Origin of the sequence: Bordetella sputigena, assembly GCF_965137885.1 — a bacterium.
Lineage (GTDB): Bacteria > Pseudomonadota > Gammaproteobacteria > Burkholderiales > Burkholderiaceae_B > Bordetella_C > Bordetella_C sputigena.
Window position 1 is genome coordinate 277,540 of record NZ_CBCSCA010000008.1, and the last position, 14,579, is coordinate 292,118.

Here is a 14,579-nt window from a genome sequence, read left to right on the forward strand (position 1 = left end):
GTCCGCCGCTTCCTTACCCTAGCAAGGCCAAAATATAGCACTTGCTAAATTTTTACCGGGCGATAAAAATATACCGAACGTTCAAAATTCAACGATCAACGCGCCCAGCCGACATGCCTTCTTCCGCAGGATCGCCCGATATTCCCGCCACTTCCCTCGCCGCCGGCAGTCCGTCCGCGGCGGGTTCATCACCGAACAATAGTCAGCCCGCCGGCATGGATGGCCATGCGGCGCCCGCCCGGGCGCCGGCGCATCCCGCCAAGGGAGGTTCGCGCCGCCGGCGTGGGGTGCTGTTCGGCGCCGGCGCCGTGGCGCTCGTCGCGGCGCTTGCCTGGGGCGCGCATTGGTGGCTGGTGGGCCGCTTCATCGAAAGCACGGACGACGCCTATCTGCAGGCGGACAGCGTCACCATCGCGCCCAAGGTCAGCGGCTATGTGACACAGGTCTACGTCGGCGATAACCAGCCGGTGCATGCAGGCGATCCGCTGGTGCGCCTGGACGACCGCCAATACCGCGCGGCGCTGGACCAGGCACAGGCCACCATCGATGCGCGGCAAGCCGATATCGACCGCGCGCAAGCGGAAATCCGCCAGCAGAACGCCAACGTCGCGCAGGCCGAGGCGCAGGCGCGCGTGGCCGGCCTGAACGCCAGGCATGCGGAAGACGAAGTGCGGCGCTACCGGCCCTTGGCGGCCACCGGCGCGGAGACGACCGAACGGCTGTCCAACCTGGCCAACCAGCGTGACCAGGCCACGGCCACGCTCGCGGCCAATCAAGCCGCCGTACAAGCCGCCCAGGCCCAGATCGCCGTCAGCACCGCGCAAATTTCGCAAGCCCGGGCGCAATTGGAAGCCGCGCAGGCAAGCGCGCGCCAGGCCAATCTGGATCTGCAGGACACGCTCGTGCGGGCGACCCTGTCCGGGAATATCGGCGACCGTACCGTGCGCGTGGGCCAGTATGTGCAACCCGGCACCCGCATGATGACGGTGGTGCCTGTCCAGGACGTGTATCTGCAAGCCAATTTCAAGGAAACGCAGATAGGCCGCATGCGGGCGGGCCAGGCCGTGAGCCTGCACGTCGATGCCCTGCCCGATCGGGAACTGCACGGCGTGGTGGACAGCTTCGCGCCGGGCACGGGCGCCCAGTTTGCGTTGTTGCCCCCGGAAAACGCGACGGGCAACTTCACCAAGATCGTCCAGCGGGTGCCGGTGCGCATCCGGGTCGACACGGACGCGGATACCCGCGGACTGCTGGTGCCTGGACTGTCGGTGACGGCCGAGGTCGACACGCGGCGTACGCCGGCCACGACCCGTACGAGCCCGGCGGACGATGCGGGCAACGCAGGCAACGCAGGCAACGCAGGCAACGCAGGCAACGCAGGCAACGCAGGCAACGCAGGCAACGTGGGTCATCATGGCTGACACGGCGTATCCCTCCGCCGCGCCGCGGCCGTCCGGCAGCGCCGAACCCCGCGCCACCGCGGCGGACTGGGTGGCCGTGGCCGGCGGCGCGCTGGGCGCATTGATGGCGACGCTGGACATCTCCATCACCAACTCCGCGTTGCCGCAGATACAGGGGTCCATCGGCGCCACCGGCACGGAAGGTACGTGGATATCCACCGGCTACCTGATGTCCGAGATCGTCATGATTCCCCTGGCGGCATGGTTGACGCGCGTTTTCGGCATGCGCAATTTCCTGCTGGGCAATGCCGTATTGTTCGCCCTGTTTTCGGTGATGTGCGGCCTGTCGCACAGCCTGCCGCAGATGATCGCCGGACGCCTTGGCCAGGGATTCACCGGCGGCGCCATGATCCCCACCGCGCAGACCATCATCCGCACGCGCCTGCCGCGCTCGCAGATGCCGGCGGGCATGACCCTGTTCGGCCTGATCGTGCTGCTGGGCCCTCTGCTGGGGCCGGTGGTAGGCGGCTGGCTGGCGGAAAACATCAGCTGGTCCTGGTGCTTCCTGGTAAACCTGCCGGTATGCCTTGCCCTGGTGGCGCTGCTGTTGGGCGGCCTGCCGCCCGAACATCCGCGCTGGCCGGAATTCTTCAAGGCCGACTGGCTGGGCATCGTCGGGCTGGCCATCGGCCTGAGCAGCCTGACGGTGGTGCTGGAGGAAGGCCAGCGCGAGCGCTGGTTCGACTCCCGGATGATCGTCACCCTGACCATCGTCACGCTGGTGGGCTTCGTGTTGATCGGGATTTCCCAGCTGACCGCCGCCAAGCCCATACTGCGCTTGAGCCTGCTGCGCAATCCGCACTATGCCAGCGTCATCATCATCGTCGTGGCCATCGGCGCGGGGCTGTACGGGGTTTCCTATCTGGTGCCGCAGTTCCTGAGCCTGATCGCCGGCTACAACGCGCAGCAGTCCGGCGCGGTGATGCTGCTGGCCGGCCTGCCCTCCTTCCTGATGCTGCCGCTGCTGCCCCGGCTGCTGGGCAAGGTCGACTTCCGCATCCTGGTCATCGGCGGCTTGCTGATGTTTACCGGCAGTTGCCTGCTGGACATAGACCTGACGGCGCAAAGCGTGGGCCACGACTTCTACGGTTCGCAATTCCTGCGCGGCATCGGCCAGGTGCTGGCGATGTTTCCGCTCAACCAGGCGTCGATGGCGGCGGTCTCGCGCGAGGAATCCGGCGACGCCGCGGGGCTGTACAACATGGCGCGCAATCTGGGTGGGTCGGTGGGCCTGGCCTTGATCGGCATCGTCATCGATCGCCGCAATACTTTCCACGACCATATGCTGCGCGAATCGCTGACGGCCAATTCGGTGTTGGGCCAGGACCGCATCGCCGCCAACGCGGCCAACTGGTTCACGCAGACCGGCGATATGGCGTACTCGCATATGCGGGCGCTGGGCCAGCTGGCGGCGCAGATCCAGCAGCAGGCGGCGGTAATGACTTATTCCGAAACTTTCTATCTGCTGGCGCTGGCCCTGCTGGCCTGCGTGCCGCTGGCCTTGCTGCTGCGCACGCCGCGCGGCGGCGGCGCGCCCGGCGCCGGCCACTGAACCCTGCCATTGAACCCGGCCCATTGAACCCGGCCCTTTGACTCCGGCCACTGAAACTTATGTACAGGCACGACGTTATGCATGCAGAACCCGGGACCATCCGTACGGTGGCCGTCGCCGTTATCGCCGGGCTGGCGCTGGCCGGCTGCACCGTTGGTCCTGATTACCACGGCGCCCCCGACGCCGCTCCGGACGCCCTCGCCCGGGCGGCGTTCGTGCGGACGCCAAGCGTGGCGGTCGCCACCGGTCCGGCGATCAGCAAATGGTGGCTGGCCTTGAACGACCCGCTGTTGAATACCCTGGTCGACCAGGCCTTGGCGCACAACCCCGACGTGCATGCCGCGCAGGCCCGCCTGCGGGCATCGCGCGCGCAATTGCAGCAGGCCACGGCCAACGGCATGCCCACGGTAGGCGCCGTGGGCGCCGCCGTGCGCACACGCGCGCCGGACACGTCCGCCCTGACACAGGGATCGCAAGGCAACGGCGACGGTTCGAACAACGGCTCGTCCGGGCGGGGTCCGGTCCAGTTCTACACCGCGGGCTTCGATGCTTCCTGGGAGCTGGACCTGTTCGGCGGCACGCGGCGCGCCGTGGAAGCCGCCTCCGCCGAAGCCGATGCCGTGCGGGCGGACCTGGCCGATACCCAGGTGTCGCTGGCGGCCGAGGTCGCGCAAGCCTATATCAGCCTGCGCGATCAACAGCAGAGACTGGCGCTGGCCCGCCGCTCCGCCGAGCTGCAGCAGCGCATGCTCGACCTGACGGAGCAGCGGCGCGCGCGCGGCACGGCGGCCGATGTCGACGTACAGCGCCTGTCCACGCAGGTCTCGACGACGCGGGCCACGCTGGTGCCGCTGGAGGCCCAGATCGACGAATCGCTGGACCGCCTGGCCGTGCTGACCGGTCGCGAACCCGGCGCGCTGGACCAGGAACTGAGCGCCAGCGCGCCACTGCCGGCCCTGCCGGATCGCGTCGCGGTCGGCAATCCGGCCGCGATGCTGCGGCAGCGCCCGGACATACGCGGCGCCGAACGGCGGCTGGCCTCGGCGAACGCGCAGATCGGCGAACACGTGGCGGACCTGTTTCCCAAGGTGACGCTGTTCGGCGACATTAGCTTCAGCGCGTCCACGCTGGGCCATTTGGCGCGCAAAGAAAACTTCAGCTGGGTGGGCGTGCCCTATCTGCAATGGAACATTCTGGACTTCGGCCGCACGCAAGGCGCCATTCATGCGGCCGAGGCCTCGCGCGATGAGGCCGAAGCGCGCTATGCCCACACCGTGCTGGCCGCGCTGCAGGATGCCAACACCGCCCTGTCGCGCTACGGTCATCAGCGCGAACACCTGGTGCGCCTGCGCCAGGTGCAAGACTATGCGCAACGCTCCGCCGACCTGACGCGCCAGCGCTACAGCGCCGGCGTAGCCACGCTGATCGATCTGCTGGACACCCAACGCAGCGAATTCGCCGCGCAGCAGGACGTCGTCGCCGGCCAGGCCGAACTGCTGCAGGATTTCGTGTCCTTGCAAAAGAGCCTGGGCCTGGGCTGGCAGGCGGGTTGAACATCGGGCGCGCGATCCGTCGGGCAATCAAAACGAATCCGCGGTTTTTGAACAGGCCTTCTTCGCCGTTTCACTAAGCTTCCCGCCATGCCCGGTCTCCGCGCAAACGGGAAAGGCCCATGAACCGCAACGGTTGCCGTGAATGAAACGCCTGCTGCTCTCGTCAATAGCCGCACTTTTCTTCGCCGCGCCGGCCGACGCGCAGACGATGTCGACAGTCCCGTTTCTGCATGACTGGAGCGGTCACATATTCAGCGCAATCGACGCCTACAACCATCAGCTTCGCATCTACGTCGATCCGACAACTTCCTACATGGAGTTCGATGTGAACGGCGGAGCGGTCGGCGTGGACTGGAGCGCCAAAATAGATGAAGCGATCGCCGAGTGGAAGGCCGCGTTGGCGGACATCGTGGGCGTGCTGCAGATCACCCGCGTCGATGATCCCAGCCAGGCCAATCTTGTCGTCACCGTAACGGACAATCCATCCAGCGTCCCGCAAGTCCTCGACTACGCGGGCACATCCCTGATAAACGGCAATATTCCGACCACGATCAAGATCTACAGGAACGAGTGGTCAAGGGCCATTACCAGCAGCAATTGGGCCGCGCACTCGCGCTTCATGCAAGGGGGCGGAGACAGCTCCGCCCCGCTGTTGAATTTCATGACCCGATTCACGGCGAAACACGAACTCGGCCATGCCCTGGGTCTGCAGCACGACGGCGTGAATTCGGATTTCTCGGTGCGAGTCCCGATCAGTCCCGCGGATCTGATGGTGCCTGTCATGACCGCGGATGGCTCCTTCTTTATCCGCCGGCTATTCGCGGAGCTGAACAATCTGGCCGAGGTCCCCGATGCGAATTTCCAGCCCGCCGCCGGGCAGCGGCTGGTGACCGCGGACGACATCGCGATCGCGACACAGGAAGCGTCGGCGATCATGGAGCTGAATGCGACCGAAAGCGCTGTTTGCGGTTCGGTGCTGATGTGCATCAAGCCGCCGTATATCAATGACGGTGGCCCGTCGCACGATGAGAACTGACGCACCGCTGTGCGCAAGACACAACACGACCCCGGGCACCGGCAGAGGCGTGCTGCCGTCGCCTGCTCAACGAACACCCAGGAGCTGGACCATGACAAAGAAAATACGCTTCTTCGCGCTGGCCGCGATCCTTATGTCATTCTCGCGGCTCGCAAGCGCGAACTGCGATGAAAACACAGGACACGTGGAGTACATCAGCTACTTCGGCGCCCAGCCTTTCTTCGCCTTGGTGGAATTTCCGGGAAACAACTACACCTTCGACCCGAACTTCACGCCGGAACAGCGCCGGATCGTGCTGAATCTGCTTCAGATCGCCATCACGACGGGCAAAACGGTCCAGGTCATGTGCAATACCACCACCAATCCGCCCAACGTCGGCGGGGTCAGCGTCAGGACAAACTGACACGCACGGCGACGGCATCGACATGGATACCCTATCGGACGGAAGGAACACAAATCACCCGCCGAGCGCCACTCGGTGGACCGCCGGAGCGACACGATGAAGAAAAACACCTGCCTTTTCGCGATGGCCGCGGTACTCACGTTCTTCTCCCGCCTGGCCAACGCCGACTGCCAGCCGAATGCGGGGCAGGTGCAGTACATCAGCTACTTCGGCGCGCAGCCGTTTTTCTCCCTGGTCGAATACCCGATGAACTATACGTTCGATCCCGGGCTCACGCCGGAGCAAAGACGCATCCTGCTGGATCTGCTCCAGGTCGCCGCCGTGAATGGGACGCGCGTGCTGGTGCTGTGTAACACCACGACCAATCCCGCGAGCGTCATGGGCCTCAGCATCAGGAGGGATTGACCGCCGCCGCGCCGGCGAAGCGCCCGTGGCGTCCATCGCACGGCTCGCGTAGCATCGCAGGTTTGCGTGCCACGACGAGAGATGATGGCTCTATTCCAGCGTAGGCTGGCCGGCATGTGCCTGGCGGCCGCTTTGTCATGGTTGGCCGGCTGCGCCACCAGGACATCTGAACCCGTGCCGCGGGGACCGGACCAGGTCCGCGCGGAAGTCGCCCGCCGCCTGCCGGCCGGTATCGCCGATCCGGCGGGATGGGCGGGCGACATCCAGGTCGCCCTCGATGCCCAGGATATTCCCGCGACACCGGCCAACCAATGCGCGGTCATTGCCGTCATTGCCCAGGAATCCAGCTTCCGCGCCGACCCGGCGGTGCCTGGATTGCCGAAGATAGCGCGCGCCGAGATCAATCGCCGCGCGTCCGGCATGCACATCCCCGGTCTGCTGGTGGATGCCGCGCTCGGCCTGACCTCGCCCAACGGCAAGACTTATAGCCAACGCCTCGACGCCGTGCGCACCGAGCGCGATTTGAGCGATATATACGAGGACTTCATCGGCATGGTGCCCATGGGCCGGCAATTGTTCGGCGGGCTGAACCCGGTGCACACCGCGGGTCCCATGCAGGTCAGCGTCGACTTCGCGCAAGCCCACGCGAAGGGCTATCCGTATTCCCTGGACCAGGGCGTGCGCAAGGAGGTCTTCACCCGCCGTGGCGGCGCGTATTTCGGCACCCTGCATCTGCTGGGCTATCCCGCTCATTACGACGCCATGATCTACCGCTTCGCCGACTACAACGCCGGCTGGTACGCCAGCCGCAACGCCGCCTTCCAGAATGCCGTCAGCCGCGCCACCGGCATCCCGCTGGCATTGGACGGCGACGTGCTGCGCGAAAACTCCGTCGAGCCGGGCGAAACCGAGCGCGCCTTGCGCGCGCTGCGCGGCCGCCTGGACATGAGCGAAGACGCCATCCGCCGCGACCTGCGCGCGGGCGACCGCCAGGACTTCGAAAAAACCATGCTGTACCGGCGTGTCTTCGAGATCGCCGACAAGTCCGCCGGTGCGCCCCTGCCCCGCACCGTGCTGCCGCGTATTACCCTGCAAAGCCCGAAAATCACCCGCCAGCTGACCACGGCATGGTTCGCCGAACGCGTCAACACGCGCTGGAAAGAATGCATGGGGCGGGATGGGTGAACAGGATGGCGGCGGGCGCGTGTGCCAGTAAGCACACAAAGGGCCGGGCCAATACCCTTTATATCCACATGGGATATTCAGCGGCGCTGACCAACATCCGAGAAATATGCTTAGGGTAATTTCTTAGTTAGCACGGAGCCCGGTCGTCCATAGAATGGGGGTGTTGTAGACGCTTTTCATTGCGTCTGTGAGCTGCTCACGGATGCAATGAAGCCCCACCACCATGCTCACGTCATCCTCTCGCGCCGCGCAGGCCCCTTCCCCGGAACCCTCACTGAGTTCCGGCGACGACGCCTATGCGCGCATCCGCCGCGATGTACTGTCGTGCCGCCTGGCGCCGGGCGCCTTCGTCACCGAGCCCGAATTGATGGAGGCCTACGGCATCCGCAAGACCAGTTGCCGGATCGCGCTGGTGCGGCTGGCCCATGAAGGCTTCGTGCGTTCCAGGCCGCGCAAGGGCTACCAGATCACGCCCATCACCCTGCGCGACGTGGAAGAAGTCTTCACCCTCCGGGTCCAGGTCGAGCCGCTGGCCGCCCGCCTGGCGGCCGGCCGGGTCGATATCGACCTGCTGCGGCGGTTGGAGGCGGCATGCCGTGTGCCGCATCCCGTCCTGCAGCTGAGCGACCAGATCGACGTGTTCATGGACGCGAACAAGGCCTTTCACCTGGCCATCGCCGCCGCCTGCGGCAACGAGCGGCTGTATCGCCTGCTCAGCCAGCTGATGGACGAGATGTCCCGGCTGGTCGCGCTGGGTTTCGGCGTGCAGCGGACCAAGCCTGAAATCAAGCACGATCACAACGCCATGATCGACGCCCTGGCCGAAGGCGATGGCAAGCGGGCGGAAACCATCGCACGCCGGCATATCGAGACCTTCCAGGTGATGACGCTGGAAAAGCTCTATGCCAGCCTGGCGCAAACCGGCGCGGCCATTCCCGTGCCCGCGGCATTGAACGGGAGTAGACGATGAACCTGGCCGCCGTACAGCCGCGAACCGATACGAACGCCGGCACGATGCCCGGGCCCGGAAACACGTCGGCGGACGGCCACCCGCACGCCGTGGACGTGCGCCATGTGACCAAGCGCTTCGGCGCGCTGGAAGCCCTGCGCGATATTTCCTTCGCCGTGGACCACGGCGAAATCGTCGCGCTGCTCGGTCCCTCCGGCTGCGGCAAAAGCACGCTGCTCAATATCGTCGCCGGACTGGAGCCCTATGACAGCGGCGACATCCTGTTGGCGGGACAGCCGCTGGCCACCTATGGGCAATGGCGCCGCATGGCCTATATGTTCCAGGAAGACCGCCTGCTGCCCTGGCGCACCGTGCGCGACAACGTCGGCTTCGGGCTGGAAGCGGGCAACACGCCCGCCGCCGAACGCCGCCGCCGCGCCGACGCGGTGCTGGAAATGGTGGGCCTGTCCGGATTCAGCGACGCCTGGCCGCACCAGCTTTCCGGCGGCATGCGCAGCCGCGTGGCGCTGGCCCGCAGCCTGGTGATCGAACCGGAAGTCCTGCTGATGGACGAGCCGTTCTCCAAGCTGGACCCGCAGACGCGCACGCAGATGCACGAAGAAGTCCTGCGCATCCAGGCGCTGAAGAACATGACCATTCTCTTCGTCACGCACGACGTGGAGGAAGCGGTGATTCTCGCCGACCGCATCGTGTTGATGGCGCCCCGGCCCGGCCGCATCCGCGAAATCGACACGGTGGCGCTACCGCGCCCGCGCACGCCGACGGACAAGGACGTGGCCGAACATACGCGCCAACTGCGCATGAAGGTACATCAATGAGCAACGGAGCGGACAGCGGCGCGGCCGGCCGGAGCGCCGTAAACGACAAGAGCCTGGCCGTCGGCGCGGCCGATCTGGATGCGTCCAGCATCAGCCTGTCACGCCAGGAAGCGCCTGACGGGATGTGGCGCGGGCTGGGCTGGCTGTTCGCGCAGCGCGCGGCGTTGACCATCGTTTTCGTGGTGCTGTGGTCGCTGGCGGCATCCCACGTCCCGGCGTTCGTGCTGCCCGGGCCGGAAAAAGTGATCCAGGCGCTGGTGAACCTGGCCCGCTCGGACACCTTCGCGCACGATGTCCTGACTACCCTGATGCGCATCCTGATCGGCTTCGTGCTGGCGACCGCGGTGGGCACGCCGCTGGGGCTGGCATTGGGCTCCAGCCGCGTGTTGGCAACCTTCTTCGATCCGCTGCTGGCCGTGATGAACACCGTCTCGTCGGCGATCTGGGCGGTGTTCGCCATCATCTGGTTCGGTATTTCCAACGCCACGACCATCTTCGTGGTTTTCATGACGGCGATGCCGCTGATCCTGACCAACGTCTGGCAGGGATCGCAGAACGTCGACAAACTGCATGTGGACCTGGCGCGCAGCTTCCGCATGTCGCGCGCGCAGATCCTGCGCAAGATCTATCTGCCGACTATCCTGCCCTACTTCTTTTCCGGCGCGCGGCTGGCCTTCGGTTTCGGCTGGCGGGTGTCGCTGGTGGCCGAAACCCTGGGCTCATCGGACGGCATCGGTTACCGCCTGCGCCAGGCGGCCGACCTGGTGCAGACCGACCAGGTGTTCGCCTGGACCCTGCTGCTGGTGGTGCTGATGCTGATCTTCGAAGGCGGATTGCTCAAGCCGCTGGAGCGCCGCCTGTTCCGCTGGAAGCCCGTCTGATCCGCGTACACCTTTCCCGTCCCCTGATACACCCAGACCCTGGAGCCCTATCATGCAATGGAGAAAACCCCTCTACGCCGCGCTGCTGGCCCTGGCCGCCATCGCCGGCTCCAGCGCCGCGCACGCGGCCGACAAGGTGCGCATCGGTTACTGGAGCAGCGGCGTCAGCCTGGGCTTCGGCGCCGTGCTGGAAGCCACGCCCTTCCTGAAGCAGCAGAATCTGGACGTCGAGTTCTTCCGCTTTCCGGACGTGAACGCGCCGCTGCGCGCACTCGCGTCGAATTCCATCGATCTGGCCTACGGCGCACCCGCCGCCGGCGTGTTCAGCAGCGCCGCCGAAGGCGTGCCCTTGAAGGTGTTCGCCGCCACCCAGCCGGCCGATGTGCAATTCGTGGTTCCGGAAGGCTCGCCCATCAAATCGCTGGACCAGCTGCGCGGCAAGAAGGTAGGCATGTCCCCCGCGGGCAGTTCGGTGGCGGTCATCGCCGGCGCCATCCTGGCGGGCAACTACGGCATCAAACCCAACGATTTTTCGCTGGTGGGCGGCAACGAGTCGCGGCTGGCGCAATTCCTGGTGCAGAAACAGGTCGACGCGGCGGCGCTGCGTTCGGTCACCGTCGCCCAGCTGAATGACTTGAAGGTCACCAAGCTGGGCAGCTTCGCCAGCGAATGGGGCAAGCTGACCAAGAGCCAGTCGGTGCCGTATATCGGCATCGGCACGGTGCGCGCGGAATACGTGCAGGCCCATCCCGAGGTCGTCGCGCGGGTGCTGGCCGCCATGCGCAATGCGCTGGCCTGGGCGCAGACGCACCAGCCGGAAGTCATCGCCATCCTGCAGAAATCAGCCAATCTTCCCGAAAACGACGCCAAGGTCTACGCCGGGCTGTGGAACGACATGTACCGCATTTCGTTCGAGCAGGCCGACATCGATACGCTGAAGCGCGAACACCAGGTCTTTACCGAGACCGGTGTCATCAAGGGCGCCCTGAACGACGACCTGTTCGTCACGGGCCCTTGGCAGCAATCGAAATCCATCAAGTAATCCGTTATCTCGCACCAAAGGAAAGCATCCATGAGCAAAACCATGAAAGCCCTGGTCCTGGACCAGCACGGCGGAATCGAACAGCTGCGCGTCGTCACCGACAAGCCGGTTCCCACCGTGACGCCGGGCCACGTCGTCATCCGCGTGCGCGCCTCGTCGTTCAACTACCATGACGTGTTCACGGTGCAGGGCATGCCGGGCATCAAGGTGCCGCTGCCGGTCGTCATCGGCCTGGACATGGCGGGCGAAATCACCGAGATCGGCGAAGGCGTGGAAGGCTGGAAGACCGGCGACCGCGTGCTGGTGAACCCGCTGAACAAGGCCAAGGGCCTGATGGGCGAGATGCTGGACGGCGGCATGGCCGAGTACTGCCTGGTGTCGGCGGGCCAGCTGATCGCCATGCCGGACAACGTCAGCTTCGACGACGCCGCGGCGCTGCCCGTGGCCTACGGCACGGCGCATCGCATGCTGATCACGCACAACACGGTCAAGGCCGGCGACAAGGTGGTGGTCCTGGGCGCCAGCGGCGGCGTCGGCACGGCCTGCGTCATCCTGGCCAAGCAGCTGGGCGCGGAAGTCATCGCCTGCGCCGGCAGCGATTCCAAGCTGCAGGCGCTGAAGGAGCTGGGCGCGGATCACCTGATCAACTATCGCGAAACGGATTTTTCCAAATGGGCCATCGGGCAGTATGGCAAGCCGCAGCGCCGCAACTATGACGGCGGCGTCGACGTCGTCATCAACTTCACCGGCGGCGATACCTGGGTGCCATCGCTGAAGTGCCTGAAGCGTGGCGGCACGCTGCTGGTGTGCGGCGCCACGGCGGGCCATGATCCGAAGGAAGACCTGCGCTATGTGTGGAGCTTCGAACTCAACATCAAGGGCTCGAACAGCTTCTACGACGAGAACCTGAAGGCCTTGCTGGACATGGTTGCCGAGGGCACCGTCGATCCCCTGATCGACCGCGCCGTGCCGCTGGAAAAGGCCGCCGAAGGGCTGGCGCTGATCCGCGACCGCGAAGTGCTGGGCAAGGTGATCGTCAATCCCTGAGGCGCCCGCCGCGGCGTCCCGGCTCGATGGGCCGGGTGTCCGCGCACACGGCGCATGCCGATATACCCGGTACACAACCTATCAAGATTTGGAAACTCCCATGACTGAAAAAACCCTCCCCACCAAGGAAGACATCCAGGCGCGCCTGCTGCGCGGTCCCTATCACCAGTGGCTGGGCATCGAAGTGCTGTCCGTCGGCACCGGCGAGATCGAACTCAAGGCCAAGTGGCGCGAGGAATGGGTGGTGAATGCCGACAAGGGCTATACCCACGGCGGCATCCTGGCCGCGCTGGTGGACCTGACCGCCGACTGGGCGCTGGTTTCCAGCACCGGCCGCGGTGTGCCGACCATAGACTTGCGCGTGGATTACCACCGCGCCGCGTTCCAGGGCGACCTGACCGCCAAGGGCAAGGTGATCAAGTTCGGCTCGCAGGTGTCGGTGGCGGAAGCACAGGTGTTCGACAAGGACGGCAAGCTCGTCGCCAGCGGCCGCGGCGTGTATTCGACTCAGGCATAGCCCACCCCCGAAGCGCTGCGCGCTTCCCCCCTCCAGGGGGGCGACGCTGGCGGACCGGGGGGACCCGGATCCGCGGCGTCCCCGATCGGCTAGACCGTCTCAGCTATGTAGCAATGGTATTTAGCGATTGATATGCACACACCCTACAACCTTGGCGACCTGATTGATCCGTCGGCCGATCCGGCGCGCATTGCCATGATCGGCGTGGACGCGGAGCTGCGCGAAACGCCGTGTACCTACGCCGAGCTGGATGCGCTGGCGGAAGGCGTGGCGCAGGCGTTGCGCCAGCGAGGTTATGCCGTCGGCGACCGCATCGCGCTGCTGTCCGCGAACTCCGTGCGCTATGTCGCGGCGGTGCTGGGCATCATGCGGGCGGGGCTGGTGGCCGTGCCGGTGAACTTCAAGTTCCCGGCATCCACCATTGCCTATGTCCTCGAAGACAGCGGCGCGCGGCTGGTGTTGTTCGATGAAGCGCGCCGCGGCAGCCTGCCGGCCAGCCTGGAAGCGATACCCATGGACGCACCCGCGGCGACAAGCCCGGCGGCCACGGCAGCGGCAGCAAGCCCGGCGACCGCGACCGCCAGCGGAGACCCCTTCCTGACCTTCCTGCGCCCCGGAAAACAAGCCCCTTACCGTCCAAAGCCGGACGACGTGGCGCTGATGCTGTACACGTCGGGATCCACGGGCAAGCCCAAAGGCGTGCTGCTGTCCCACGCCAGCCACCTATGGATCGTGCAGGCGCGCCGCAAGGCCACTCCGCTGGACGATGAACGCGCCCTGATCGCCGCGCCCCTGTATCACATGAACGCGCTGGCGCTGGCCTTCCTGTCCGTCGGCAGCCACGCGACGACCGTATTGCTTCCGCAGTTCACCGCCCAGGCCTACATCCGCTGCATCGAGCGCTATCGCTGTACCTGGCTGACCGCGGTCCCGCCCATGATCGCCATGATGCTGCGCGAGCGCGATCTGCTGGCTCGCACGGACCTGTCGTCCGTCAAGGTCATCCGCATGGGATCGGCGCCGGTTAGCGCCAGCCTGCTGGCGCAGATCCACGCCATGCTGCCCAATGCCCGGGTCATCAACGCCTTCGGCACCACGGAAGGCGGCCCTGTCGTGTTCGGCCCGCATCCGCAAGGCCTGCCGACGCCGACCACCTCGGTCGGCCATGCGCATCCGCAAGTCTCGCTGCGGCTGGCGCCGGGGCCGGGCGACGGTCCCGACCAGGGCATCCTGGAAATGAAGAGCCCCGGCCTGATGCTGGGCTATCACCAGCGGCCCGACCTGGCCGATCCGTTCACGCCCGACGGCTATTACTCGACCGGCGACGTATTCCGCCGCGATGCCGACGGCTTCTATACCTTCGTCGGCCGCCGCGACGATATGTTCGTCAGCGGCGGCGAAAACATCTACCCCGGCGAAGTGGAAAAAATGCTGGAGCAGCATCCCGCCGTGCAACAGGCCGCCGTGGTGCCGGTCGAGGACGAGATCAAGGGCCAGAAACCGGTGGCCTACATTGTCCTGCGCGCGGGCCATCACGCCGACGCCGAGGAAATCAAGCGCTATGCGCTGGACCACGCGCCGGCCTACCAGCATCCGCGGCACGTCTGGTTCGTCGACCACCTGCCGCTGGCATCGACCAACAAGATCGACCGCAACCAGCTCCTGCGCGACGCCGCGTCGCGCCTGGGCTGACGCGGCATCCCCCTCCTG

The 14,579-nt window shown here is 65.9% G+C and carries 14 protein-coding genes; all 14 read left to right on the plus strand.

Translation table 11 applies throughout. The features are described 5' to 3' along the window. Nucleotides 1-215: 215 nt before the first annotated feature. The gene (locus ACNA0R_RS17415) at nt 216-1,421 is read left to right on the plus strand and encodes an HlyD family secretion protein (protein ID WP_415827331.1); all 1,206 of its coding nucleotides are present in this window, start codon (nt 216-218) and stop codon (nt 1,419-1,421) included. Further along, entirely contained in the window at nt 1,414-3,012 is a 1,599-nt protein-coding gene (locus tag ACNA0R_RS17420; RefSeq protein WP_415827299.1) for an MDR family MFS transporter, read from the plus strand. Before ACNA0R_RS17415 ends, ACNA0R_RS17420 begins: the two co-directional genes overlap by 8 nt. Before the next feature lie 77 nt (nt 3,013-3,089). Then, the gene (locus ACNA0R_RS17425; protein WP_415827300.1) at nt 3,090-4,565 is read left to right on the plus strand and encodes an efflux transporter outer membrane subunit; all 1,476 of its coding nucleotides are present in this window, start codon (nt 3,090-3,092) and stop codon (nt 4,563-4,565) included. A gap of 142 nt (nt 4,566-4,707) precedes the next feature. Beyond that, nucleotides 4,708-5,601, plus strand: a complete 894-nt coding sequence (locus tag ACNA0R_RS17430) for a zinc metalloprotease (protein ID WP_415827301.1) — start codon at nt 4,708-4,710, stop codon at nt 5,599-5,601. Nucleotides 5,602-5,692: 91 nt separating this feature from the next. Further along, a complete protein-coding gene (locus ACNA0R_RS17435; protein WP_415827302.1) occupies nt 5,693-6,004 on the plus strand; it encodes a hypothetical protein in 312 nt (103 codons plus the stop codon). A gap of 96 nt (nt 6,005-6,100) precedes the next feature. Next, the gene (locus tag ACNA0R_RS17440; protein ID WP_415827303.1) at nt 6,101-6,409 is read left to right on the plus strand and encodes a hypothetical protein; all 309 of its coding nucleotides are present in this window, start codon (nt 6,101-6,103) and stop codon (nt 6,407-6,409) included. Nucleotides 6,410-6,490: 81 nt separating this feature from the next. After that, complete coding sequence (locus ACNA0R_RS17445) at nt 6,491-7,594, plus strand: DUF1615 domain-containing protein (protein ID WP_415827304.1); 1,104 nt, start codon at nt 6,491-6,493, stop codon at nt 7,592-7,594. Between the two features lie 223 nt (nt 7,595-7,817). Next, nucleotides 7,818-8,564, plus strand: a complete 747-nt coding sequence (locus ACNA0R_RS17450) for a GntR family transcriptional regulator (protein ID WP_415827305.1) — start codon at nt 7,818-7,820, stop codon at nt 8,562-8,564. Beyond that, nucleotides 8,561-9,382, plus strand: a complete 822-nt coding sequence (locus tag ACNA0R_RS17455) for an ABC transporter ATP-binding protein (RefSeq protein ID WP_415827306.1) — start codon at nt 8,561-8,563, stop codon at nt 9,380-9,382. Before ACNA0R_RS17450 ends, ACNA0R_RS17455 begins: the two co-directional genes overlap by 4 nt. Beyond that, nucleotides 9,379-10,263, plus strand: coding sequence for an ABC transporter permease (locus ACNA0R_RS17460; protein WP_415827307.1), 885 nt, complete (start codon nt 9,379-9,381; stop codon nt 10,261-10,263). Before ACNA0R_RS17455 ends, ACNA0R_RS17460 begins: the two co-directional genes overlap by 4 nt. A gap of 52 nt (nt 10,264-10,315) precedes the next feature. Further along, nucleotides 10,316-11,305, plus strand: a complete 990-nt coding sequence (locus ACNA0R_RS17465; protein ID WP_415827308.1) for an ABC transporter substrate-binding protein — start codon at nt 10,316-10,318, stop codon at nt 11,303-11,305. A 42-nt stretch (nt 11,306-11,347) separates the two neighbouring features. Continuing rightward, a complete protein-coding gene (locus ACNA0R_RS17470; protein ID WP_415827332.1) occupies nt 11,348-12,352 on the plus strand; it encodes an SDR family NAD(P)-dependent oxidoreductase in 1,005 nt (334 codons plus the stop codon). Nucleotides 12,353-12,452: 100 nt separating this feature from the next. Then, nucleotides 12,453-12,869, plus strand: coding sequence for a PaaI family thioesterase (locus ACNA0R_RS17475; RefSeq protein ID WP_415827309.1), 417 nt, complete (start codon nt 12,453-12,455; stop codon nt 12,867-12,869). Nucleotides 12,870-13,001: 132 nt separating this feature from the next. Continuing rightward, nucleotides 13,002-14,561, plus strand: coding sequence for a class I adenylate-forming enzyme family protein (locus tag ACNA0R_RS17480; protein WP_415827310.1), 1,560 nt, complete (start codon nt 13,002-13,004; stop codon nt 14,559-14,561). The last annotated feature ends 18 nt before the right edge of the window (nt 14,562-14,579 follow it).